Source organism: Paenibacillus sp. MT124 (assembly GCF_058792755.1).
The window spans coordinates 6,346,516-6,369,415 of record NZ_CM179500.1; the positions used below are offsets into that span (position 1 = coordinate 6,346,516).

Here is a 22,900-nt window from a genome sequence, read left to right on the forward strand (position 1 = left end):
CCTTGATATTAGAGGATAAATCCGTATAGTAATGTGGCTACAATCGCCATCGTCCCACCTACAATAGCTTCATATGGAATGACACCCATCCGCTGCCGGATCGTCATTTTCATGCTGTCTGCCGAAACGTGGAAGTAATTCCCCTGAGGCAGAGAATCAATGACGGTTGCCCCGGTGTGTACCATAACTGCTGCAGCGAGCGGAGCCGTTCCCATGTTCAGAATCGCGTCGCCGAACGAGCCTGTTGCCAGAATGACACCGGTTGATGTAGAGGCAGTAGCTGCTGCCATCAGAATACCCGCAATCGGCGCCAGGAAAGTACCTGAGATGCCGGATGCTTCAATTAAACTAACCACCTGACCTGACAGGTCGGATGCAGAGATCAGACCCGCAATCCCGCCCGCGCCGATTAGAATAAGCACGGTCGCTGTCATTTTATTTAATCCGGAAGTTGTGTACTTCACAATGTTTCTACCTTGTCCCATCGCCAGCATGCCGATGATTCCGGCAAGCGGCAGAATATACATCGCATCCACTTTGAACGTGGATAGTACTTCTACCCCTGTTATTGAACCAATCGGGTTAATCATTAATAAAATGATAGCTACCAGAGGTGCAACAATCGCTTTTTTCAGCGGCGGGTACTGCGAGGTATCCACTTCCCCCTGCTCCGCTTCCTGATCAGTAACCATTACGCCTTTATTTTTGAGCATCGAAGCCACGATAACGGTTACAATTAATCCGCAGATGGCCGGAATCACACCTGCCAGCATGACATTGCTGAGATCCAGATCGAATCCACGTGCCGCTGCAATTGTATTGGGATTCGGAGAGATAATATTCCCCGCCTTACCACCGCCAGATAGCGCAAGAATCAGGGCCAGTTTGGAAATACCCATTTTGTTACCCACAGACAAGGCGATTGGTGCCACTATAAGTACGGCAACGGGGATGAACACCCCAACAGCTGTAATAATCATCGTGGCCAGTGCCAATGCCAGAATTGCCTTGCTTCCACCAAATTTTCGCACAATCGCCTGAGCTATGGTCTCTGCCGCTCCAGACTCCATCATGACACCTGCCAGAACCCCTGCCGCAAGGACGCGGAGCACGGTGCCCATGACGCTTTGCGTGCCATTCACCAATATGTTTACGGTCTCTTCCAGGTTTGCTCCACCAATTAAAGCGCCTACAATTGCTCCCAGAAACAAAGAATAGACCGGGTTCAGCTTCCTTAAGATCAATATGATGGCAATAGCAAGTCCTGCCAGTGCGCCAATCCAACTAATAGTTAAAGCCTCCATTGTGATTGCCCCCTTGCTCTTGTTGAACACGCTTTCATTATAGAGGCTGGCGCATTAAATAAATATTGATGAAAGGACGAAATTCATTGTGCATATGCACAACAGCCTGCTACCCAATGATTCGAGGCAGCAGGCTGTTGTGCGTTTAGGTGACTGGCTTATAGTCGCTTAACCTTCCTTCGTACACGAGCTTCAGGCGATCGCTTTGACGAAAATCATCGGGCGTCACCAGCGCAGGCAGCTTATTCCACAGCTTAATTCCTGAGCGTTGAAGGATTTCCGCCACGAACTGGGAGCAAAAGTAGGAGTTGCTGAATTCCACGGGCTCCTTCAGGGTAATGCCGATGACCCCCAGCAGATTATACATGTACTTCTGACGGCTGCGGATGAAAATTTGCAGCACACGTTTCATTTTTTCCACCTCGCGGTCCGTAACCTGAAGCTCATAAATGACACAAGTTGTATTTGGATATTTGCTATATGTACCCGTCTGAATATCCTCCTTCACAAAACCGCCATTCAGCGGATTGTTCGGGTGCTTGCGGCCGAAGCTGTACAGCTCGGATAATTCCCGGTTGAAAGAGATCGAGGCATGATTGTATGGTGCTCTGGTGTAACTCTGAATAACCTTGGTAAACAGTGTCCCTGTATTCGTAAGCAGGATGTAGATTGAACGGTCGGCTGTCATAACGAAATTTCCCCTTATCAAGTTGGCACTATTCCTTCATAATAACATAGGTACCCAATTATGGGATCTTACTTCTGGAATAAGCAGGTGATTGGTTCGTGAGCAGCTCGCTCTTCACATTAACGCTCATTTTTGCAGCATTACTCGTCATACATATCGTGTATAAAATCATTGCCAAGCTTCAGCCGGATAAGGATTATTCGGGCATCGGCAATAAAATCAAGACCTGGTGGGGCATGCTCGTCATCTTTTGTCTCGCTACGCTCTTCAACCCGATTGTTTCCCTCATCTCGTTGATGGTACTCGCGTTTTTCTCGCTCAAAGAGTATTTCTCCATGATCCGCAGCACCCGAAAGGCTGACCGCCGGCTGTTCCTATGGGCTTATCTCGCCATACCGGTGCAGTTCTATTGGATCTATATTGGATGGTATGGGATGTTTATCGTCTTTATTCCGCTGTATGTCTTCCTCGTGCTGCCGCTCCCCCGCTTGATTAATAAGGGAACAGTCGGCTTCCTGCGAAGTGTAAGTTCTACGCAGTGGGGATTGATGCTGATGGTATTCGGGCTTAGCCATCTGGCTTACTTTCCGTTCGCAACACCGGAATATGGGTCGAAGCTGGTCCTGTTCTTGGTCGTGTTAACACAGCTTAACGATGTGGTCCACTATCTGGTCTCCCTCTATCTGGGCAAACGAAAAGTGGTGCCCACAGCTAATCCATTTTTGACATGGGAAGGATTCGCCTGTGCATTCGTGATCACAACAGCAGCCTCCTATTTCATTCACCCTTATCTGACTCCGTTCGATTGGCAATTCGGGATCTTTATCGGTGTATTGATCAGCCTTGCCGGTTTCTTCGGAAGTCTGACGGTGTCTGTACTCAAGCGTGACCTGTTAATCGGGGACGACAACAAATTCGATGCACTCAAAAAAAGCTATCTGAGCCGGGTCGACAGCCTGACCTATACGTCTCCGGTCATGTTTCATGTCGTTCGTTATTTCTTCGATTTCATGTAGAGAAGACCACGCTTAACACAAGATGCCTTTTTAGATATTGTGCCAAACAAAAAAACTGCATCTCCAATTGTTAGATGGGTGTCCAACAATTGGGATGCAGTTCAATATCGGCTGCTTATACGTTATTTTTTCAACTGAACTTCCTGCTCAGCCAGGATTTCCTTACCCGCTTCATTCTTGTAGACAAGTGTGATCTTACCCCGTTCACCCTTCATTTCATCCGAGTACATAAAGCCGGAGAACTGTCCGTTCCCGCTAATATAGAAGCCTTCTTTACCGTCACCACCATGCTGAATCGCCTCTGCAGGCGAGTTAATAATGGTAATCTGGTTGGACGTCCACCGCAGTTCAGAGAGGGTGTAGCCCTCTGGTACCTGACTCACGGAGAAGTCAAAGCTTTGGTTATTCTCTGTCGGCTTGTCCGATTGGTCAATTTGAATGGTGATTTGTTCGTCATTTGTTGATGATTCGGATTGAGCAGACAGCTTCCCTCTATCACCATCCGCCGTATTCGCTGGGTCCTCATTGCCCTGTTTTGCATCCGAGTTCGGAATGGAGCCTTTTCCCGCTTCCTCGATAGGCTGCTTGGATTGCGGATAAGCGTGTTCCTGAACCGATTCATTGTTATTTTTCGCGCCACAAGCGCTGATCAGCAGCAGAATGCAAAGCACCGATGCCCAAAGAGCAAATGTATTCGTGTTTTTTTTCATCATTGGAACTCCTTCCTCTTGGTCTAATCCATCTAAACGACACATGCCTTATTAATCACTACACCATATCGTCCCTCATGAAGCTCCATAATATGTAAACCAACCGAATTTGATCATTACAGCCACACTTCGATGAGTTCTGAACTATTGACGTGTTACCTTGGTTAGACAAAGGCATTACCGAATTTAGGGGGGAACATATTGAAATATCTACATAAAAGTGTACATAAAGAAATATGTACATAATTCTCATTTATACCAGTGATCCCATATACCTCTTTAATGTTCGAGAGGTGTAGAACATATGTTGAATCAGTCAATTAAACCTATGTCGCTGTATCAGTTGCAGCCAAATCAAAAAGGCTGGCGTTATTTTGAGTCGTTAATAAGCTGCAATTCGTTCTCCCAAGTTTGAAGGATTCTGCACAACTACTTCTTTACAATGAAAAAGTTGAAGATATCCTTGATTTACAAGCTAAAAGATTTGTTTGAGTATTATTGTATAGGTGACTTTTGTAAACACTTTTAAAGGCAAAAGCAATTTGTACTACACTAATAGACGACCCAAGGATTTGTTGCAGTGAGGTTAACTATAGGTCCTTTTTTGTCTAATGCTACTCGCTTGTAAGATAATATTTATTAGCAGCTGTCCAAAAGATAGCTGCTTTTTTGTATTGAATCGATAATGAAAAATCACATTAGAAAGGACCTACGAGCTATCTGGGTCCCACTGCGCCTAGGTGTGGGATTGGCAGCTAGCGGATCTCCGTCTGGATCGATGCGGAACTGCGCCGGCTACCTATCCTCGAAGACCGTAGCGTCCAGGTAGCCGATCAACATAATGCTGGATCATTAGACGAATTGAGGGATACTTCCAAGGGGATCACGTTTATTGATTGTTTAATCTCTCATAATAAGAGGCCAACAGTTTTTTTGTGATTGGTTTGACAGCTAGCCGATGAGTTCGCCAGGCGACACTGCCGCGGCTCTGCATCTTGCATACGGTGAGTAGGTAAATAAAGCATAGAAAGAAAATATTTTAGTCGATTATTTTTCTTGGTAACTATTTGATGTTCAGGACCGTTTAAATAATAAGTGTAAATATTTTCTGGGGGGAACGGATGAAGAGATGGAAGATTATTTTATTTAGCTTTATTGGGTTTATTATTCTTTTAGTCATATTAGGAGCAACATACATCAGCAATATTGGTTATAACAATGTAAAGCTTATGTATAAGTTAAATACAACGGATGTATCTATTGTTCAGATGGAGGAAGAGGGACAGTATCTTGCATTAAGGATGAACGGTAATCAACTTCTTAAAGATCGAATGGAGAGGGAAGGCTGGCAGTTCAAGCAGCAGGAAGGGGCTGCATTTTTCTTTAAGAAAGACAATCAAGAAACGGTTATTTCTACGGGAATATGGAATAGTAATTATGTCCTTTATCGTGTAGATGATAATGTCGTCAATCTTGCCGACAAATAAGGAAAAAAAAACCAGCCTGTCCACTTATATGTGGAGGCTGGTTTTTATTTAATTCGTGGCTTTGTCTATTTCATAGCCATACACGCCATAGCCTTGGCTGAACATATCAGCAAGTGTTCTTTCTTCCTTATGATCCCAAGTATGCTGTGTTATATACTTGTTGGCACTACTACTACCCGTGTTTTTCGTGATGATAACTGTATGGTCGATGTCAGCATCAGTGTCAGTATTTATGCTTACTGCATCTCCGGTTTGCAAATCAGATACAGTAGAAGCTACTCCTGCTCGGGTTTTCCAATGTTTATAAAAGTTATGGGCACCGCCCCATGTATACGAAGGGATAAGCGAACCAAAATGCCAAGAATCTCCGCCGTGTCCTGGGCCATTGCTACTTTACTCGTAAAAAGGTGGGGTGCACGCTTCAGCACCTGGGTATTGACCGCTTATCAAATGTTATTCGGCGGCCTGCTCCTATTACTGCTCAGTTTAACGCTGGAGACACCACATCTGGAGTTTAACGCCATTTCCATTCGTGCTGTTCTATACCTGGCATTGCTTGGCTCCATTGTTCAGTTTGCTACATGGTACTACCTGCTGAGCAAAGGCGATCCTGGCAAAACAAGCGCCTTTCTTTTTCTAGCTCCGTTCTTCGGCATACTATCCGGCTGGCTGCTTCTTGGGGAGGTCATCCGGAGCTACGTTTATATTGGTGGGTTATTTATATTCCTGGGGATCTTTTTGGTAAACTGGACTGGAGGAAAGAAACACATTGCATTGAAATAAAAATATTCATGCCTGATTTTCGGCGATGCCATGCGCATCGTTTTTTTATAATAACAAAGACAGATGTGACTTCCGATAGGACTGCATCTTGCTGGCTGGAACAAAAATCGTAAGGACGTGCGTTTAATGATCTCTGCTGAACTGAAAGAACAATATTATCAGGCTCTGGTTGCCAAAGATTCGGAATACGAAGGTTTATTCTATGTTGGTGTCAAAACGACGGGGGTATTTTGCCGCCCTACCTGCCCTGCACGGAAGCCCAAATATGAAAACTGTGAGTTTTATGAGACCGCACAGCAGGCACTGCTGGCTTCATTTCGTCCCTGCCAGCGCTGCCGTCCATTATCTCACCCCAACCAGGTTTCCGATGTAGTCCGAATTCTGGTCGAGGCCGTGGAGAACAATCCGGAAAAGCGCTGGAAAGGTCAGGATTTCAAGGATCTATCCATCGATGAGTCCACAGCACGCCGCCAGTTCAAAAAGCGGTTCGGCATGACCTTTGTGGAGTATGCTCGCGCTCGTCGTATGGGACTGGCCTTGAAGAATATCCGCTCAGGCCGCACCATTATTGATGCTCAACTATCAACAGGTTACGAATCCAGCAGCGGCTTCCGGGATGCTTTCTCCCGAATTATGGGCGCCGCTCCTACTCATGTGGATGACGGGCGGGTGCTGAAGGCCTCCTGGATCGATACCCGTCTTGGACCCATGATGGCCGTGGCAGATGATACAGCCCTGTATTTGCTTGAATTTGTCGATCGTAGAGGTCTGGAGCGGGAAGTAGAGCGCCTTCGTAAACGAACCAAGTCCGCTATCGTACCTGGTGTAACTGAACCCATTCGGTCCATAGAAAGAGAACTGGCGGCGTATTTTGACGGGACTTTAACGGCATTCAATACTTCGTTGTTCTGTTTAGGAACACCATTCCAAAAGAGCGTCTGGGAGCAGCTTAGGGCGATTCCGCCAGGCGAGACAAGGTCATATCAGGATATTGCTATCGCGCTGGGTAAACCGTCCGCATGCCGTGCAGTCGCACAGGCCAATGGGGCGAATCAACTGGCCATTGTCATCCCGTGCCACAGGGTCATTAATGCAAGTGGTGATCTCGGTGGGTACGGCGGTGGCCTTACTCGCAAGAACTGGCTGTTAACCCATGAGAAGAATGCTTATGAACACATTCGTTAAGACATCGCCCAGTGAAAGTAATTGATTAATAACGATATAACGGAGGAGAATTCATTCTATGCAGACCCTGAAAGAACAAGCACAGCTATTTCACCAGCTGCACATCAAAGGTAATCCACTCGTGTTAATCAATGTGTGGGATGCCGGAAGTACAAAAGCCATTGAATCGATTGGAGCCGCAGCCGTAGCCACCGGAAGCTGGTCTGTTGCCGCGGCTCATGGTGAGCAGGACGGAGAGATCATGCCGTTTGAATGGGCACTTTCCAATCTGGCTCGCATCACATCCAGCACTAAACTGCCTGTTACCATCGATATTGAGGGAGGGCATGGCAGGTATGCGTCAGAAGTGAAGGAAAACGTTCTCCGGGTAATTGAGCATGGTGCTATCGGCATTAACATCGAAGATCAACTTCCTGGTGGAACAGGCCTCTATGCCATTGAGGAATTCGTTCTGCGCTTGAGAGCCGCTCGGGAAGCCGCTGAACGAATGGACATTCCCCTATTCATTAACGCTCGCACGGATATATTTCTGCAAACTCCCCCATCGCAGCATACCTCATCCCACCTGGAAGAAGCCCTGGTACGATCCCACGCTTATGCAGAGGCAGGAGCCAACGGGCTATTCGTTCCAGGTCTACAGGATCCACAACTCATTCAGGAATTGTGTGAACGCTCCCCTATTCCAGTCAACGTAATGGTGACATCTAATGAGCCAACACCAGCACAGCTCGCGAGTCTCGGGGTAGCCCGGGTAAGCTATGGACCTTATCCTTATCAGAGTGCCATGGAACACTTGAAAGAACTCGGACGAAGCATTTTGCTTGAAACAAGCTAAGAAGATTACAGGTGCAGGAATAATTATATAAACAGAAAAACACGAGGCAGTGATGCACTCGTGTTTGTTTACGTTTGATTTCATAGATCCACATATCCTTCTAACGGATACCGATAACCACTACTCTTTTCTGCCCTTCATCGTAAGCGGCGCATTCTTCATCATGGGATAGGTGCATAGAATTAACCCCCAGCTCAAAGCCCCCAAAACCGTGGCAAACACCAGGATGTTGATACTCGTGAACCACTGTACCAGAGCACTCAGATCGGACAAAACGAACGCCAGCGTAAGAATCAGGCCCAAGCCGAAGAACAGGATCAGGAAATTGCGCATTCCCAGCCGTATCCAGCACACCGTCAAAAAGATAGATAACCCGAGGACAAGAAATCCAATCATCAAGTCCATCCAGAGATAAGACAGGAATTGATAATGACCTGAGTGCAGCCTACCCAACTGATAAAAGGTTACACCAAGCCATCCAGCTTCATGAAGCAGATGCATGATAAGATAGATCACATTCAGAATGGTAATGGTACCAACCACCATCCATGCAGAGATGAGGTAGAAGGATTTCAGAAACTGAATCCGGGTGCTCCCCAGTCCAATTGCAACGGGGTACAGCGTAATTAGACCTGCCACAGCAAATGCACAGATCCCCCCATACATCGGCCCGAACAGCTGAGTGGTAAAAGCAACATCAAATATGAAGCCCACTGCCAGATATACGGCCGTAAGCATAAGTGTAATGAGTGAGAAGAGCATCAGATACCAACGCATATCATCCAGAATCAGTCGATTTGTACCTTTTACTGCATTCATCCCTTAAGCACCTCCTGTTTCCGCGTCAGGTTAACCAAATAGTCCTGCAGGGTCGCTTTTTCAATAGAAAGACCATGCGCCTGCGCTATATCTCTCCACTCCTTGGAGTAAGAGGCGTCAATCATCACCTTTTTTGTTGACCCGAGCTGTGCAGACTCCATGATGTTTTCGCCTTGGGTAACCTGATCTATATCTCGAATTAACCCTGTTAGAAGAATTCCCTTTTCGCGCATCTCTTCCATCTGTTCATGACACAGTACGCTACCTTGATGGAGCACGATGAGTGACTCACATAACGGCTGAATCTCTTCAATATGATGGGTTGAAACCAGAATCAAACGGGGATGCTCTTCATAACTTTCAAGCAGGGCATTATAGAAAAATTTGCGTTTCTCTGCATCCAATCCGTTGGTCGGCTCATCCAGAATGGTAACACTCGCATGGCTTGCGAGGCCAAGAACCATCTGGGCAGCTGTTTTCATCCCTTTGGAAAATTTGATGATCTTCCTTTTGGATGGTAATTCAAACAGATCAATTAACCGCTCCGCCAATTCCTGATTCCACTCTGGATGGAAATACTGACCGAATCGTACCAGGTCACTTATTGTCCAGTTCCTGCCCAGCGGGTGATTCTCCTGAACGTAGCAGAGATGCTTCTGAGCAGCCAGATTATTATAGGGGTCCTCCCCCATGATTTGAATGCTGCCTTGATCAGGACGGTTATGTCCAGCAAGCAAACTCATAAGTGTTGTCTTCCCGGCTCCGTTCCTCCCCCAGATCGCACTAATGACCGGCTCACTTTCATGCAATGTGACATGGTCCAAAACAGGTGTCTGATGATAACCGTAGCTTACCTGATCTACACGAATCATGACTCACTCTCCTTGTCTCTCTTGCCTTTAATCAGATCAATAATCATGTCTTCATTCATATGAATCCGTCTGGCTTCCTCGAGCAGTGGCATAATGTATTCTTCGTAAAAATGCTGTTTTCGTTCAACCAGCAGTGCATCTCTTGCTCCTTTGGCGACAAACATCCCAACACCTCGCTGTTTATAAATGATTCCTCTGTCCACAAGCTCCTGCAGCCCTTTGCGCGCTGTTGCCGGATTGATATTGTAGAAACGTGAGAGCTCATTGGTCGATGGAACCTGCTCTTCCGCTTGTAATCTGCCTTCCACAATATCATCCATAATCATCATGGCAATCTGATGAAATATGGGCTGTGATTCATCCAAAGTCGATTTCATGCCAATCCAACTTTCGTTATTTAGGTTAATTGGTTAGTTACTCATGTAACTAACTATAGTACACAGATATCCAAAAGTAAATAGCCGAATATCCCGTATTTACTTTTTTTTGAATCTGCAGGATCGAGTGAGTTCATCCGTTTAAGATGATGCCCCCTCCTTTGTCGTGGCAAAGGCAAACAAAAAAACGCCTCTGAATGAAAATTCAGAAGCGTTCCAAATATAAGGTGGTTAGGTACCCAATCCATGGTCTGTTACCTTCATAATTGATGGGTTGGGGACGTTATTATCAGCAACAGGTTCAGGAATCGGAGCTATAATGCTCAACACGATGCTACATGTAACTATCAGCAAAGACAGCTTTCTCTTCATTGAGTTTCTGCACCTCACTAATCAATATTTTGTACTGCTGTATAGCTGTATCGGTGGCATAATCCCTATACTGTTCAAATAGTCCGACACCTCTAAGCATACCTCGTCCATCACTAATTTCAATAGAAAACCTTATGCTATCCAGAACAAAATCAAGTCCTTTTGCAAACTCATTTTTCTTAAGATAGTAGGTGCCTAATCCTGCTAATAGACGGACGTATCGATCATCGGTAACCTGTCTGCTTACTTTTCCAATTCGGTTACTCTGCTCCTGATACGTAAAGTATGACTTATATTCCTCAAGTACAAAATCAATATTGATATCATAACGATTAGCTGCAGTAACAATATCACAGAGTGCGGGAAAAATTTCGTTTTCCTTCGTTGAGATATATTCCAAGTAATCAGGGAGTACATCAAATTGCCCAGCCATTAATTGATATATATAACGGTTACCCTCGGCCCATTCCTGAAACTGATTAATAACAACCATTTCATGTTCATCCGGTTCTTTTACCCAAGTATAATCCGTATATAAGGAAACATAGTATAAAGCAGTCTGATAATCATTCAGATGAAAGTAAGCACTCCCAGAAGCCAAGTAAGCATACATAATATAAAAGACAATGGGTCTTTTCGTCTCTTCCTGCTTTCTTCTTCCGTTCAACTCATAATGAATTGATGCTTTCAGCTTCAACTTCTCGGATAGCTCCAGAACCTTATTCCAACGATGTAGCGATGCAAAAGCATTGATCAGTTCATTAAGAGCGTCCAACTGATATCGTTCATCCAGGCGATCAACATAATACTCGAATTTGGCTGCGATGATCAGGTTTCTCTGCTGGTCATTGGTCAGACCCAACTTGAACAGCCGATACTGACATAGAGCGAGACGCTCCGAATGCTGCATTTTCTCACTCTCAGCGATCGTTTCATATAAGAGGATGGCTGGTTTAAATCTACCTTCGTGGTAGAATTCCTCAGCCAGATCAAATAAAAGGGGAATATACGATAGATTATCCATCATTAATCGGATAACCTCTTCAATACAATTTAGCTTGTCTAACTCCGCACAACGGTGAAGGAAGGGGCCCAGTCTTCGCCAATCGGGGGTAGCATGAACGAAACACTCATCTATATACAATTCATAGAAATGGCCTTCTTCAAGCTTCATGGCTGAAGTGATTCGGTCCAACTGCTGCATCGCAATCGGGCGGTTTTTGTTCAAAATATTGCTCAGCGTACCCGAATTAATACCCGATGCTTCCGAAAAAAAACTGATGGACATCTGCTCGCGCTTCAGATAATTCTCTAAATGATCGCGAATCGTGGTTGTCGGCTCCAAACGAACACCACCCTCCCAAATTAAAGCCATATACAGGATTAACGGTATGCAAAAGTAATTATATGTAATCCAAAAGAAAGGGTCAACATAATAATTTCAACTAATTTGTATTAATTACAATTTAATCCTTTTGATAAAATAAACCCCGTTCCCCTATTTTATACCGGGAATGAACTCGCATCAAATCAGGAAAAAACAAAAAACACGAGCCGAATAAATGCTCGTGTTTTCGTATAAGAGAGTAGACTCTACGACTCTATTTGTGAATCAGATTTAAGGCAGGATGTTGCCGGCAGCACGATAGATTTCATACCACTCCTGGCGTGTAAGATGAACATCTCCAGCTTTGACACAGTCCTTCAGGCGTTCAATATTCGTTGTGCCAGTTACAGGCTGCATTTGAGCTGGGTGACGCAGCAACCAGGCAATCGCAATGGTGGTGTTGCTCACATCATATTTGGCTGCAATCTCATCGATCTTGGCGTTCAGTTCCGGGAACTTGTCGCTGCCTAGGAATACGCCTTCGAAGAAGCCATATTGGAACGGAGACCATGGCTGAATCGTGATATCGTGCAAGCGGCAATAATCCAGAATACTGCCATCACGGTTCACGGCTGCATCGTTCTCCATGTTCACGTTGATCCCGCTGGAGATCATTGTTGTGTTGGTAATACTCAGCTGAAGCTGGTTGGCTACCAGTGGCTGTTTCACGTATTTTTTCAACAGTTCAATCTGGTTCGGATTCTGGTTGGATACGCCGAAATGACGCACTTTGCCTTCACGTTCAAGCAGATCGAATGCCTCTGCCACTTCTTCCGGCTCTACGAGAGCATCCGGACGGTGCAGCAGCAGAACATCAAGATACTCGGTTTTCAGACGCTGCAGAATGCCATCCACCGAATTCAGGATATGCTCTTTGGAGAAATCAAACATGCCCTTGCGGATACCGCATTTGGATTGCAAAATCATATTTTCACGAATCTGGGGATTCATCTGTACCGCCTCTGCAAAAATCTCTTCACATGCCCCGTTTCCATAAATATCAGCATGGTCGAAGAAGTTCGCACCGACTTCCATGGCGGAATGAACAAATTGTTCTGCCTCTTTGTTGCTGAGTGAATTGATGCGCATGCAGCCTACGGCCACAACTGGTACTTCAAGTGAGCTGCTGCCAAGTTTTATTGTTCTCAAGGTGATTTCCCTCCATATTCGGATATTGGTATATACTTGTCTTCCAGCTTTGATTGTGACACAGATCTGCAATCGGTTTCAATGGATTTTTAGACATCTTATATGGAAAAATGGTCGTTTTTTCTCCATTTCTAGACAGGCTTACGTTTCTTGAGGCACGATCACTTCAATATGTTGAGGCAAGACGCTGATCTGGATAGGCAGCGCAGGCCCTTCCTCCCCATCCACATTGGTGCGGACCGATTCAGTGCAGCTTACCCGGATATCTTTTGCCGTAAAATAATCCACATCCTTATGGTCCTTCAGATGCCCAAACAATAAGGAGGTTCCCAGTGTCAGGCTGTTGAACACACTGATATTGCGGATCACAAAACAATGAATCAGTCCATCGTCCACTACTGCATCCGGAGACAGCTTCTCAAATCCACCAACCGAATTGGTTAGCGCAGCGAGAAACAACGGGGATTCACCCTCCCACGTCAGCCCATCGTATTCAATCTTCAAAGGATAGGCGGGCGAGGACACGATGTCCTTCAATCCTTCCTTCAAATAAGCCAGGGAGCCCAGCTTCGACTTGTCTTCCGATGAAACGGAAGATAACGCTTCAGCCAAAGAACCGGCTGCCACCACGTTGGCGAAGAGACGATCATTAATTCTCCCCAGATCCACCTTGCGTACCTGATCTGAACCAAGCTGCTTAATGGCTTCATCAGGATCGAGAGACAGATGGAGCGCACGGGCAAAATCATTCACTGTACCTAGTGGCACAATACCCAGCCTGGGACGATGCTTCTGATCCATCATTCCATTAATGGTCTCATGCAGTGTGCCGTCTCCCCCAATGGATATGACCAGATCACAGCCACCTTGGCAGGCGTCCAGACAGTAACTGGTTGCATCACCCACCCCGGCTGTCTCATTAATCATCACTTGATATTGCTGCGATTCCAAAATCGCCTGAACTTGGGACACGTACTGCTGCGCCTCTTCTTTTCCCGATGACGGATTGCTAATGATCATGGCTTGACGCATAAACGCCTCTCCCCTCCACCTGCACATATTTACTTCTTCTATACCCTTTCTCGGGGTAGGATGAATAAGGCTCTCAGGCCAAAAGATTTTTTTGGTAAAGTTCACCTGAAGGAGTACAGATCAAGGCTTGTTTCATATAGAATAGAAGTAGAGTTGTTACCCGTCCCCTGAAATGGATGTTCCTTTTCTCGCCAGACGGGTTAATAACTAGAGAAATGTTGAAGATTCATTCCTGTTGACCTGACCTTTACAATGCGTGGATTACATAAAAGCTAGAAGAACTTTTGAATATCGGAGGGAATGCATGCAATGAAAAGAATGGCACTACTATGTCTAATATTCATTCTAAGTATCGGTGCGTCGGGGCAAGCCATGGCCTACGCAACGATGGACTCAGGCAAAGGCATCATAGAAGATCCTGCACTGGAAAACGGACTTAAACTGATCTTGAACAAACCGGTAGATTCACCCTTAACTTCCTCCGATCTGGAACAGCTTACCGTTGTTGATCTGAGTAATGCAGGGATACAGAGCCTGTCGGGACTCGAATATGCGACCAACCTGACACATCTCCGCCTATACGGCAATGAGATTGAGGATTTGACCCCGCTGAAGCATCTGGACCAGCTCCGGGAAATCGACGTAAGCAACAATTATATTACCTCCATTGAGGCACTCGCTGACCTGAAGGAACTCGGACGGCTGTACATCAGCAACAACTCTATCTCTTCTATAGAGGTGGTTCGTGGCTTTACCCGATTACATACGTTTTATGCCAGTGGCAATCAAATTTTCAGCTTATCTGCTTTGTCAGAACTAGATCATTTGAAATGGCTGGAGATTTCCAACAATGAGATCGCGGACCTGACTCCACTGGTTAATCAATCCCGGCTGCTGCAGCTGAACGTAGCAAATAATCGGCTGCAATCACTGGCCCCACTGGCTGATATGGACAATACATTATTGAGACTAAACGTGGCAGGCAATGCAATCTCGGACCTGTCACCCTTGCAGCATATGACGCGTCTTCAGGGGCTCGACATCTCGAGTAACCACATTCAGCACCTCAAGGCACTTGAAGGATTGGTGCGGTTAACCGAGCTTAATGCGGAATCCAATCAGATCTATGATCTGGAGCCATTACGACAGCTCACCAAGCTGGAAGTGCTGAAGCTTGCGAACAATCGTGTATGGGATCTGACGCCGATTGCCGACTTTAATTTTACACAGGCTATTCCCGTGAATACGGTACAGGACATTGGAGCTTCCACTTCTGTATCGCCTAACGTACTGACCCCGATGACGGAAGCGGAATCCGGCGGATTGACCGTGCAAAATAACTACCTGGACGTATCGAGTGGCAGCAATACCATGAGCCTCCTTAACCAGATGAATGTCCGGGAACAGAAACGCACACCGCAAGGCCGTTTTCAGCGTCTGATCGAAGGATCAACCACAGCCTATGTGGGTGATCGCACATACGCCCTGGAAGCTGCACCTTTTATCCATGAAGGGCGTACGTATGTGCCACTGCGATTTGTGTCCGAACAACTGAATGCCCAGGTGGGTTGGGATCGCAACAAGCAGGAGGCCGTAATCACACAAGATGATAAAACCATTCGCTGGACTGCCGGCAACAAACAGGTGGTTGTAGATGGTTCGCTCCTGATGAATGATGCTCCCTTGTTGATCGAGAACGGCACGGCTTTTGTACCTGTTCGCTTTGTTTCGGAGCAGCTTAATACGACAGTCGGATATATCGGGAGAAGCAAAACGATTCTGATTTTTGAAAATAAACAGGTGGACAACAGTATTGAATCTTAAAGGTGTTACGACAAATAAGCCTATCGCAGGTTCTTGTATGAACTACATGCGATAGGCTTATTATTTTCTTGCTATGTCTCTTGCAGAACAAGGGATAGAGCGGCGATCTCCTCTGAATGAAGGCCTCTAGCTGTGTGCTAGCTCCTTGATCTCCTGAATAAAAGAGTCCACCTGGATGCCATTTGTTTGTTCCGTAAATTCACGCAGCTCCTCAGATTCCCCTTCATATGCAGATAGCACATAATCCCCATCCACAATATAGTACGTTCCGTACCGGGTAAACGAATAACCTCCGACCTGCTCCCCTGCTGTCCCTTTCTTGAACACTGTGACGATTCTCATGCCTGGCTTGAGTTCCGGTTCCATACCTGCAAAGTCAGCATTATAAAAGAGAAATGTGTCCTCATTCACATCCTCGCCTGTTACAACCTGATGCACTTTCACCTTGTACGAAATGAACTCAGGCTTATAAGGAGCAATGCTGGTAGCCTGATCCTTCTCTGCGGAATCTCCCTCAGGTGTGCCCGGTACAGCGGTCAAATCGACGCTAAAATTTGGGAGTTCGCTCATCACCTCTGCAATAATGACCGCTTCCCCGAAATCCATCATCTCTCTGAAACTCACTTCCCTCATATTGATTGTCGGCGGGACGCCAGTGGAGAGTGGATATTCTTCTCTAAGTTCCGCTATCCGGTTCAGGGACAGTCTGTTTCCTGCATCATCGCGAGAGTTGGAGAAAGGGATAGAGCAACTCGTTAATCCAATCAGTAATACAACACTTATTAACCAATGCATGGCACGGACCCGTTCCACAACCCCACCTCCTCCCTGATCCAGCGTACTTAGGTTCATACAGTCCAGTTTAATCCTGAGGCACATCCCAGTTAGCCAGCATGCCTCTCGCCATCGCCATGGTCGACTCTTCCCCTGTGATTAGTGCGAATTGTGCAACCAGTACCGGGTAAGCAGCCCACTGCTCCCGAATATGATCAAACATCCGGGGCCATGTTTTTCCCCCTGCCTTTTCGTACCGCTTTAACAGATCGCGCAATCCAGCATCCTGGAAAAGCCCATACAAGATCACAAAATCTTTCCCTGGATCAGCGATCTCCGCTTCCGTCCAGTCGATAAGCCCGGTTACCCGCTGTGTATGATCGACGATAATATGCGGTGGATGCAGATCACCATGATTGAATGTGACGTGCTCAGGCCAGAAATGGTCTGTAGACACCCATTTTTCCCACCGCTCGGCGAGTCGCTCCGGCACCGTGAAGCTCTGCTTAATCTGCTCCATATTGGCGGCAAACTCCTGGCGCACTTCCCTAGGCGTCTTGCACCGCACTCCGCCTTGTACCGCTTCATTGGCATCAATGCCATGCAGTTGTACGAGTGCAGCAGCCAGCGAATCAAAAAATACATCCGATAGGTCTTCCTGCGGAAAGCGCCATGCATATCCTCCCCCAGCAGGATCGACCACAGCAATCGGTTCACCGTCCAGCAAGGGGTAAGCAATCAGCTCCGGTGTGCAAATTCGCCAATCCGGCACCTTAACAGACAAGTGCTCCTTCACAACCCCCAATACCTTGCGCTCATTCTCGGCACGCCCCCATACATCTCCACGTCTTGGCTGGCGCAAAACCCACTTTTGCCCACTCTCATCCGCAGCAAAGGCCACCCTGAAGTCCATCCCGGACTCATTGATTTCCATCGAGTCTTTGCGAATTTGAAGCCCATTCTGTTCCGCGAGCAGCCATATATCCTGTTGAAGTTTTACCTGTTCATTCGAAATTGGTCCTGTCATACCCATTTCTCCTCTTTTCCTCAGAAAAATAAAAAAACACAGACATTCACGCCTGTGCCTTGATCTCGGATTAAGGGATATGCCTCAATATGTGTAGTCCAATAGTGGTACATCAAAGAACCACTCTTAAATGAAAGAGTGTCCACTATGGATACGGCATACGTGTAAATAGGCAAACCTCTCCCGATTATCTGCACACAGGCAGCAAACAGCACGCGTAAACAAACGTTTCGCTACTATCTCAATCGGAAAAAATGTGCCACACGTATCCCTCCGTTCAGTAAGTTACCCCTATGCTAACATATTCCAATTCCTGGTTCCAGCATGAATTTCCTGATTTGCCCATGTACCTAGGTCATTTCCTCCACTGGCCTTCCTGCATATAGAGTATAATGAACAGGTATACGATATAGTTATGGTGCAATGCTTATATTAAGCATCCTGCACGTCTCTGGTCTAAGCATTTAAAACTAACGCAAAAGAGGTTAACAATGAGCAAGCAACAATTCAAAGATTATAAGCTTGGTGAAGAGATCGTCCGGGCACTGGATAGTCTGGGTTATGAAACGCCAACCGAGGTACAGACTGAAGTGATTCCGGTCGCTCTGGAAAATAAAGACCTCGTGGTCAAATCCCAGACAGGCAGTGGTAAAACAGCTGCGTATGGTATTCCGATCTGTGAGCTGGTGGAATGGAATGAAAATAAACCGCAGGCTTTGATTCTCACGCCAACCCGTGAACTGGCCTTGCAGGTCAATGAAGACATCACCAACATTGGACGCTATAAGCGGATTAAAGCCACGGCACTCTATGGACAATCTCCTTTTTATATTCAAAAAGCAGAGCTAAAACAAAGAACACATGTCGCCGTAGGTACTCCGGGACGTGTGCTGGACCATATCGAACGCGGCACGCTGCCGCTCGAGCGGATTGCCTATCTCGTCATTGACGAGGCGGATGAAATGCTGAACATGGGCTTTATCGAGACAGTACAAGCTATCATTCAGGCATTGCCTCGCGAGCGCGTAACGATGTTATTCTCCGCTACATTCCCTGAGGACGTTGCCCGTCTCTCACGCAAGTATATGGATAATCCGGTAGAGATCGAGATCAAAGCAAGTGGTCTCACAACAGCTACAATAGAACACGAGGTTGTTCGGGTATCCGAAGTCAACAAGACCGCTGTGCTAGAGGATCTGTTTATCGTAGAAAATCCGGACAGCTGCATTGTATTCTGCCGTACACAGGAGAACGTGGATAAACTGTTCCGGGTGATGGCTGACCTGGACTACCCAGCAGACCGAATCCATGGAGGCATGGAGCAGGACGAGCGGATCGAAGTCATGAATGCATTCAGAAGAGGCCAATTCCGGTATTTGGTTGCAACCGATGTTGCGGCCCGCGGGATCGATATCACGAATATCACTCATGTCATCAACTATGATATTCCCTTGGAAAAAGAGAGCTATGTGCACCGTACAGGCCGTACCGGACGTGCTGGTAAGACAGGCAAGGCCATCACGCTGGTAACGCCGAAGGATGGCAGACGCCTGGCCGAGATTGAATCCTATATCGGATTCGAGATTCCGGTTGTTCCGGCCCCATCTGAAGAGGCCGTTGATCGCCGCAGGGAAGAATTCGAGAAGCGTCTGAAGATTGTACCTGAACGCAAAAAAGACAAGCGTGAACAGCTGAACCAGCAGATCATGAAACTGAACTTCAACGGCGGCAAGAAGAAAAAGCTGCGTGCCGTAGACTTCGTAGGTACTATTGCCAAACTGGAAGGCGTCACCGCAGATGATATCGGGATTATCACCATTCTCGATAATGTGACCGATGTGGAGATTCTAAACGGCAAAGGCCCGCTTGTACTGGAAATGATGCAAAACACAACCGTCAAGGGTAAACAGCTGAAGGTCCGCAAAGGGAAGCATGTGTAAGCGGAAGATACGAATTTAATATACCTTAAAAAAGGGAGTGCCTTGAGGCACTCCTTCTTTGATTTATGCAGGTTTTCAGCAAGTAGATGAACACGTCTGATAAAAAGCTCCCCGCTCTCGCCGCTTTATATCGAAAAGCACTTCTTTGTTCAGCAATGGATGAATTGTTCACTTGAAACGAATGGAAGTTCAGCTAGAATATACATGAAAGCGCTCTACTTTTGCTCATATCCTTGGGGAGGTGCATGTAATGAGAAGCAGGAAGTATGCATGGATTCTGGTTCTGACCCTGACACTGACGATGTTTGGCCTCCATCCGGAACGAACGGACGCGGCAAGTGTGACCATTAACAACGGCTCCGATTGGCTGGATACCGCAGGTAACCCCATTCAAGCGAACAGCGGTAATATTCTGAAAGTGGGAAGCACGTATTACTGGTATGGCGAGCATGCGGTAGGTGGCAAGTTTGACAGTGTTAACGTCTATACTTCAACCGATCTGAGAAACTGGACATTCAGTAATGCCATCCTCACCAAGGATTCCGCAACGGAGCTTGCCTCCAGCAAGATTGAGCGCCCCAAAGTGATCTACAATCCCGCTACGCAGCAGTATGTGCTCTGGGCACATTATGAGAACGGAACGGATTATAATCTGGGACGTGTCGCCGTAGCGACCAGCAATACACCGAGTGGCAAATTCACGTATGAGGGCAGTTTCCGGCCGCTGGACTATGAGTCACGCGATATGACGGTGTTCGTGGATACCGATGGTACGGGCTATCTCATCAGTGCCTCACGCAAGAATGGCGGCGCGAACGATACGATGGCCATTTTCAAAATGAACGCAAGCTATACAGGCGTAGAATCCTTTGTTGGCTGGTTATTTGAGAACAGCTACCGAGAGGCTCCTGCCGTTGTGAAAAAGGGAACCCGCTATTACCTCTTCACTTCCCAGGCCGCTGGCTGGTATCCGAATCAGGGCGCTTACGCTACAGCCACATCCATGACAGGTCCATGGTCTGCACTTACCCCTTATGGCAATCCTTCTGCCTTCGGATCGCAGATTCATGATATTGCCACGATTACAGGCAGCAGCACTACGTCCTATATTTATATGGGAGACCGCTGGAATCCAATGAATCTGGGCGAGCATAAACATATCTGGCTCCCTCTGACCCTGAACGATACCAACGGAACGGCATCACTGGAGTGGTATAAGGATTGGAGTATCGATGCTGCTACAGGTACGGTAGCGCCGTCCTCTCTCGTCAACCACGCTCAAGGCAAAACAGCTAGGGCCATATCGACAGCCTCCGGTTCGTCCGCTGCCCATGTGAATGACGGCAACTACCAGACTTCGTGGGCGGCCTCTTCCAATACATGGCCTGCATGGTGGCAGGTTGACTTCGGAGCGCCGAAGACCATTACCGAGATCGATATCTCCTGGTTTATGTATAAGGGATCGGAGGGGTATTACAAATACAAGATTGAGATCAGCAACGATGGCGTCAACTATTCCACACTGGATCGAACCAATAACCTGACCTACGGGTTTACCACAGATGCAGTGCATTTTACGGCCCGCTATGTACGTATCAACATGGTGAATGCCGTGCTGTGGAACAACCCCGGTAATTGGTATACTCCAACGCTGCATGAGGTCAAAATGCTGGGTCCTGCTGCACCAGAAGCGACAGGCTACAGCCAGTTCAGCTCACATAACTATCCGGACCGTTATATCCGGCATTCCAATTTCACAGCTCGTGTTGATGCGAATATCTCGCCTATACAGGACTCCCAGTTCCGGGTTGTCCCAGGTCTGGCCAGCTCTACGGGCATTTCGCTGGAGTCCGTCAACTTCCCGGGATACTTCCTGAAGCGAAACAGCAGCAACAAAATCATCCTTGAAGCCTATGCAGACACAGCCGCTTATAAGGGAGATGCAACCTTTCTGAGCAGCCCCGGCTGGGCAGACAGCTCCAAAATATCACTTCAGTCGTACAGCCAACCCGGGTATTACATCCGGCACTATGACTACGTACTTCAGCTTGATACCATTAATGCATCCAGCAGCTCTACCGTGAAAAGTGATGCCACATTTGGGCGAACCAACTTCTAGTTTGACGTGGTGAAGCCTGATCTGATCCGTAAGATCCCACTGTTATAAAGGCTGCATCTTAGAATCTGATCTAAGACTGCAGCCTTTTGTTATTTTGATCGGATCGTATCACGCTACTCTTTTACTTCATAAGCGATATCTTGCAATTCTTTGATATTATAGGTGTCGTCCTGAATACGCCATTCGCCTTGGTCCTGTAAAAAAGTGATATCACCTGATAATGGAATGTTCTTTAACTGTTTGCCTTCGCGATCAGTAAAGACCAGATTCAGTCTATATTCTACAAGGATCCAATCGTTCTTGCTCTCTTTGATTTCCACGAGTATATTTTCGGGATGCAGTAGAGCCTTCTCCTTGTCTGCCACCATTAGAGGTAACGTTGCATACCGATTAGCCATGTAGGCCTCATAGTTCTTCTCCGTCAAAAATGGTTTCATGGTCTCCCCTTTGGCGAGCAGCCCCTCTACGGTTAGAGTATCTTCATAATCGGCATAATCCACGGTCAATTCCTTTTTTTTATACTCCAGTGACATATCGAGAGCCTTCTGTTCATCCTGAGCCGTTGCCTTATCGTTCGTTACCATACTCGGATCGCTGGTTGGGGGTGGTATCTCCTGAACAGAATCACTCGTCTTCGATTCAGTACATCCCATAATCATCCCTGAAAGTAATAAAGCACTCATTACACAGACTAACTTGCGCATCTTACCAAATCCTTTCGCATCTTCATTACTTTCAATTATCACCTTTATTTGGTTAATTTGTCCAGTATTTAGACGCATTATCGGATTCTAATTAGATTTCAAGTATCCAAACTTCAGTTTAACGAACATTTATAACGATTGTTTGCATAAAAAAACCACACTAGATTTCTCTAATGTGGCTCTTCATCCTTATTCTTTGGAATACACAATTTTCTTGATACTGTCGATAGATAAAAAGAAACGTTCGGTCAGCTCATGCACGGTTAAGCCTGCGGCGAATAGGCGGCGGATCTGCTTGTTACGCTCTCTGACAACCGCTCTGCTGCCCGAATTTTCGCCCCACTTTTTGTGGGCTTCCTTAGGTTTGGGAATGTAGACCAATCCGCCTGGAATGAGTCTCTGTATCTCTTTTAATAATTCTTCCGGCAAGATGGCATCTGCATTGATATATTTCATGCTGCTCCGCTCCTTAAAATTAGTCTTTAAGGCAGCAGAG

21 protein-coding genes and 1 pseudogene are annotated in these 22,900 nt (G+C 46.5%); 8 read left to right on the forward strand and 14 right to left on the reverse strand.

What is annotated here, in order from left to right:
- Window positions 1-8 precede the first annotated feature (8 nt).
- Both AC3RCI_RS28670 and AC3RCI_RS28675 read right to left on the reverse strand, forming a co-directional pair.
- Entirely contained in the window at window positions 9-1,334 is a 1,326-nt protein-coding gene (locus tag AC3RCI_RS28670; protein WP_343226060.1) for a GntP family permease, read from the reverse strand.
- A gap of 115 nt (window positions 1,335-1,449) precedes the next feature.
- Entirely contained in the window at window positions 1,450-1,992 is a 543-nt protein-coding gene (locus AC3RCI_RS28675; protein ID WP_153980426.1) for a hypothetical protein, read from the reverse strand.
- 98 nt (window positions 1,993-2,090) lie between these two features.
- Here AC3RCI_RS28675 and AC3RCI_RS28680 point away from each other — a divergent pair, with 98 nt between their 5' ends.
- Complete coding sequence (locus AC3RCI_RS28680) at window positions 2,091-3,008, forward strand: phosphatidate cytidylyltransferase (RefSeq protein WP_154894488.1); 918 nt, start codon at window positions 2,091-2,093, stop codon at window positions 3,006-3,008.
- A gap of 122 nt (window positions 3,009-3,130) precedes the next feature.
- Here AC3RCI_RS28680 and AC3RCI_RS28685 read toward each other — a convergent pair whose 3' ends face one another.
- On the reverse strand, window positions 3,131-3,721 hold the full coding sequence (locus tag AC3RCI_RS28685) for a hypothetical protein (RefSeq protein WP_492527200.1): 591 nt from the start codon (window positions 3,719-3,721) through the stop codon (window positions 3,131-3,133).
- A gap of 1,118 nt (window positions 3,722-4,839) precedes the next feature.
- On the opposite strand from AC3RCI_RS28685, the gene AC3RCI_RS28690 reads away from it, so the two are divergent.
- Window positions 4,840-5,205: a hypothetical protein gene (locus AC3RCI_RS28690; protein ID WP_336782528.1), complete on the forward strand. Its 366-nt coding sequence runs from the start codon at window positions 4,840-4,842 to the stop codon at window positions 5,203-5,205.
- A gap of 48 nt (window positions 5,206-5,253) precedes the next feature.
- Here AC3RCI_RS28690 and AC3RCI_RS28695 read toward each other — a convergent pair whose 3' ends face one another.
- Window positions 5,254-5,547: an amidase domain-containing protein gene (locus AC3RCI_RS28695; protein WP_419720050.1), complete on the reverse strand. Its 294-nt coding sequence runs from the start codon at window positions 5,545-5,547 to the stop codon at window positions 5,254-5,256.
- Window positions 5,548-5,571: 24 nt separating this feature from the next.
- Between AC3RCI_RS28695 and AC3RCI_RS28700 the strand changes: the two are divergent.
- From AC3RCI_RS28700 to AC3RCI_RS28710, 3 genes and pseudogenes are all read left to right on the forward strand, one after another.
- Window positions 5,572-5,988: pseudogene (locus tag AC3RCI_RS28700) on the forward strand (DMT family transporter); the annotation flags it as partial.
- A gap of 126 nt (window positions 5,989-6,114) precedes the next feature.
- Entirely contained in the window at window positions 6,115-7,173 is a 1,059-nt protein-coding gene (locus AC3RCI_RS28705) for a bifunctional transcriptional activator/DNA repair enzyme AdaA (RefSeq protein WP_492527201.1), read from the forward strand.
- Window positions 7,174-7,231: 58 nt separating this feature from the next.
- The gene (locus AC3RCI_RS28710; protein ID WP_492527202.1) at window positions 7,232-8,008 is read left to right on the forward strand and encodes an isocitrate lyase/PEP mutase family protein; all 777 of its coding nucleotides are present in this window, start codon (window positions 7,232-7,234) and stop codon (window positions 8,006-8,008) included.
- Window positions 8,009-8,128: 120 nt separating this feature from the next.
- Here the strand turns inward: AC3RCI_RS28710 and AC3RCI_RS28715 are convergent, their stop codons facing one another.
- From AC3RCI_RS28715 to AC3RCI_RS28740, 6 genes are all read right to left on the reverse strand, one after another.
- The gene (locus AC3RCI_RS28715; protein WP_336782532.1) at window positions 8,129-8,827 is read right to left on the reverse strand and encodes a hypothetical protein; all 699 of its coding nucleotides are present in this window, start codon (window positions 8,825-8,827) and stop codon (window positions 8,129-8,131) included.
- Window positions 8,824-9,699, reverse strand: a complete 876-nt coding sequence (locus AC3RCI_RS28720) for an ATP-binding cassette domain-containing protein (RefSeq protein ID WP_336782534.1) — start codon at window positions 9,697-9,699, stop codon at window positions 8,824-8,826. Before AC3RCI_RS28720 ends, AC3RCI_RS28715 begins: the two co-directional genes overlap by 4 nt.
- Window positions 9,696-10,076: a GntR family transcriptional regulator gene (locus tag AC3RCI_RS28725; protein ID WP_095290679.1), complete on the reverse strand. Its 381-nt coding sequence runs from the start codon at window positions 10,074-10,076 to the stop codon at window positions 9,696-9,698. The genes AC3RCI_RS28720 and AC3RCI_RS28725 overlap by 4 nt, the downstream gene beginning before the upstream one ends.
- 334 nt (window positions 10,077-10,410) lie before the next feature.
- Complete coding sequence (locus tag AC3RCI_RS28730; protein WP_336782536.1) at window positions 10,411-11,793, reverse strand: helix-turn-helix domain-containing protein; 1,383 nt, start codon at window positions 11,791-11,793, stop codon at window positions 10,411-10,413.
- A 273-nt stretch (window positions 11,794-12,066) separates the two neighbouring features.
- Window positions 12,067-12,984 (reverse strand): aldo/keto reductase, encoded by a 918-nt coding sequence (locus tag AC3RCI_RS28735; protein ID WP_095290677.1) that lies wholly within the window; start codon window positions 12,982-12,984, stop codon window positions 12,067-12,069.
- Between the two features lie 141 nt (window positions 12,985-13,125).
- Complete coding sequence (locus AC3RCI_RS28740) at window positions 13,126-14,016, reverse strand: diacylglycerol/lipid kinase family protein (RefSeq protein ID WP_492527203.1); 891 nt, start codon at window positions 14,014-14,016, stop codon at window positions 13,126-13,128.
- A 309-nt stretch (window positions 14,017-14,325) separates the two neighbouring features.
- On the opposite strand from AC3RCI_RS28740, the gene AC3RCI_RS28745 reads away from it, so the two are divergent.
- The gene (locus AC3RCI_RS28745) at window positions 14,326-15,840 is read left to right on the forward strand and encodes a leucine-rich repeat domain-containing protein (protein WP_492527204.1); all 1,515 of its coding nucleotides are present in this window, start codon (window positions 14,326-14,328) and stop codon (window positions 15,838-15,840) included.
- A 126-nt stretch (window positions 15,841-15,966) separates the two neighbouring features.
- Here AC3RCI_RS28745 and AC3RCI_RS28750 read toward each other — a convergent pair whose 3' ends face one another.
- Together AC3RCI_RS28750 and AC3RCI_RS28755 are read right to left on the reverse strand one after the other, a co-directional pair.
- Window positions 15,967-16,653: a hypothetical protein gene (locus AC3RCI_RS28750; protein ID WP_492527205.1), complete on the reverse strand. Its 687-nt coding sequence runs from the start codon at window positions 16,651-16,653 to the stop codon at window positions 15,967-15,969.
- A gap of 49 nt (window positions 16,654-16,702) precedes the next feature.
- Window positions 16,703-17,641 (reverse strand): macrolide 2'-phosphotransferase, encoded by a 939-nt coding sequence (locus AC3RCI_RS28755; RefSeq protein WP_492527206.1) that lies wholly within the window; start codon window positions 17,639-17,641, stop codon window positions 16,703-16,705.
- A 491-nt stretch (window positions 17,642-18,132) separates the two neighbouring features.
- Here AC3RCI_RS28755 and AC3RCI_RS28760 point away from each other — a divergent pair, with 491 nt between their 5' ends.
- The gene (locus tag AC3RCI_RS28760) at window positions 18,133-19,581 is read left to right on the forward strand and encodes a DEAD/DEAH box helicase (protein ID WP_095290673.1); all 1,449 of its coding nucleotides are present in this window, start codon (window positions 18,133-18,135) and stop codon (window positions 19,579-19,581) included.
- A 250-nt stretch (window positions 19,582-19,831) separates the two neighbouring features.
- Window positions 19,832-21,700, forward strand: a complete 1,869-nt coding sequence (locus AC3RCI_RS28765; RefSeq protein WP_492527207.1) for an AbfB domain-containing protein — start codon at window positions 19,832-19,834, stop codon at window positions 21,698-21,700.
- A 113-nt stretch (window positions 21,701-21,813) separates the two neighbouring features.
- Here the strand turns inward: AC3RCI_RS28765 and AC3RCI_RS28770 are convergent, their stop codons facing one another.
- Together AC3RCI_RS28770 and AC3RCI_RS28775 are read right to left on the reverse strand one after the other, a co-directional pair.
- Window positions 21,814-22,404, reverse strand: coding sequence for a hypothetical protein (locus AC3RCI_RS28770; RefSeq protein WP_492527208.1), 591 nt, complete (start codon window positions 22,402-22,404; stop codon window positions 21,814-21,816).
- A 189-nt stretch (window positions 22,405-22,593) separates the two neighbouring features.
- Window positions 22,594-22,860 carry a CD3324 family protein gene (locus tag AC3RCI_RS28775; protein ID WP_492527209.1) on the reverse strand — a complete coding sequence of 89 codons (267 nt, stop codon included), beginning with the start codon at window positions 22,858-22,860 and terminating at the stop codon, window positions 22,594-22,596.
- Window positions 22,861-22,900: the final 40 nt, after the last annotated feature.

Coding starts and splice junctions, on each gene's coding strand:
- AC3RCI_RS28675 (WP_153980426.1), bottom strand. CDS start 1,992: ATGACAGCCGACCGTTCAATCTACATCCTGCTTACGAATACAGGGACA.
- AC3RCI_RS28685 (WP_492527200.1), bottom strand. CDS start 3,721: ATGATGAAAAAAAACACGAATACATTTGCTCTTTGGGCATCGGTGCTT.
- AC3RCI_RS28690 (WP_336782528.1), top strand. CDS start 4,840: ATGAAGAGATGGAAGATTATTTTATTTAGCTTTATTGGGTTTATTATT.
- AC3RCI_RS28705 (WP_492527201.1), top strand. CDS start 6,115: ATGATCTCTGCTGAACTGAAAGAACAATATTATCAGGCTCTGGTTGCC.
- AC3RCI_RS28710 (WP_492527202.1), top strand. CDS start 7,232: ATGCAGACCCTGAAAGAACAAGCACAGCTATTTCACCAGCTGCACATC.
- AC3RCI_RS28715 (WP_336782532.1), bottom strand. CDS start 8,827: ATGAATGCAGTAAAAGGTACAAATCGACTGATTCTGGATGATATGCGT.
- AC3RCI_RS28720 (WP_336782534.1), bottom strand. CDS start 9,699: ATGATTCGTGTAGATCAGGTAAGCTACGGTTATCATCAGACACCTGTT.
- AC3RCI_RS28725 (WP_095290679.1), bottom strand. CDS start 10,076: ATGAAATCGACTTTGGATGAATCACAGCCCATATTTCATCAGATTGCC.
- AC3RCI_RS28740 (WP_492527203.1), bottom strand. CDS start 14,016: ATGCGTCAAGCCATGATCATTAGCAATCCGTCATCGGGAAAAGAAGAG.
- AC3RCI_RS28745 (WP_492527204.1), top strand. CDS start 14,326: ATGAAAAGAATGGCACTACTATGTCTAATATTCATTCTAAGTATCGGT.
- AC3RCI_RS28755 (WP_492527206.1), bottom strand. CDS start 17,641: ATGACAGGACCAATTTCGAATGAACAGGTAAAACTTCAACAGGATATA.
- AC3RCI_RS28760 (WP_095290673.1), top strand. CDS start 18,133: ATGAGCAAGCAACAATTCAAAGATTATAAGCTTGGTGAAGAGATCGTC.
- AC3RCI_RS28765 (WP_492527207.1), top strand. CDS start 19,832: ATGAGAAGCAGGAAGTATGCATGGATTCTGGTTCTGACCCTGACACTG.
- AC3RCI_RS28770 (WP_492527208.1), bottom strand. CDS start 22,404: ATGCGCAAGTTAGTCTGTGTAATGAGTGCTTTATTACTTTCAGGGATG.
- AC3RCI_RS28775 (WP_492527209.1), bottom strand. CDS start 22,860: ATGAAATATATCAATGCAGATGCCATCTTGCCGGAAGAATTATTAAAA.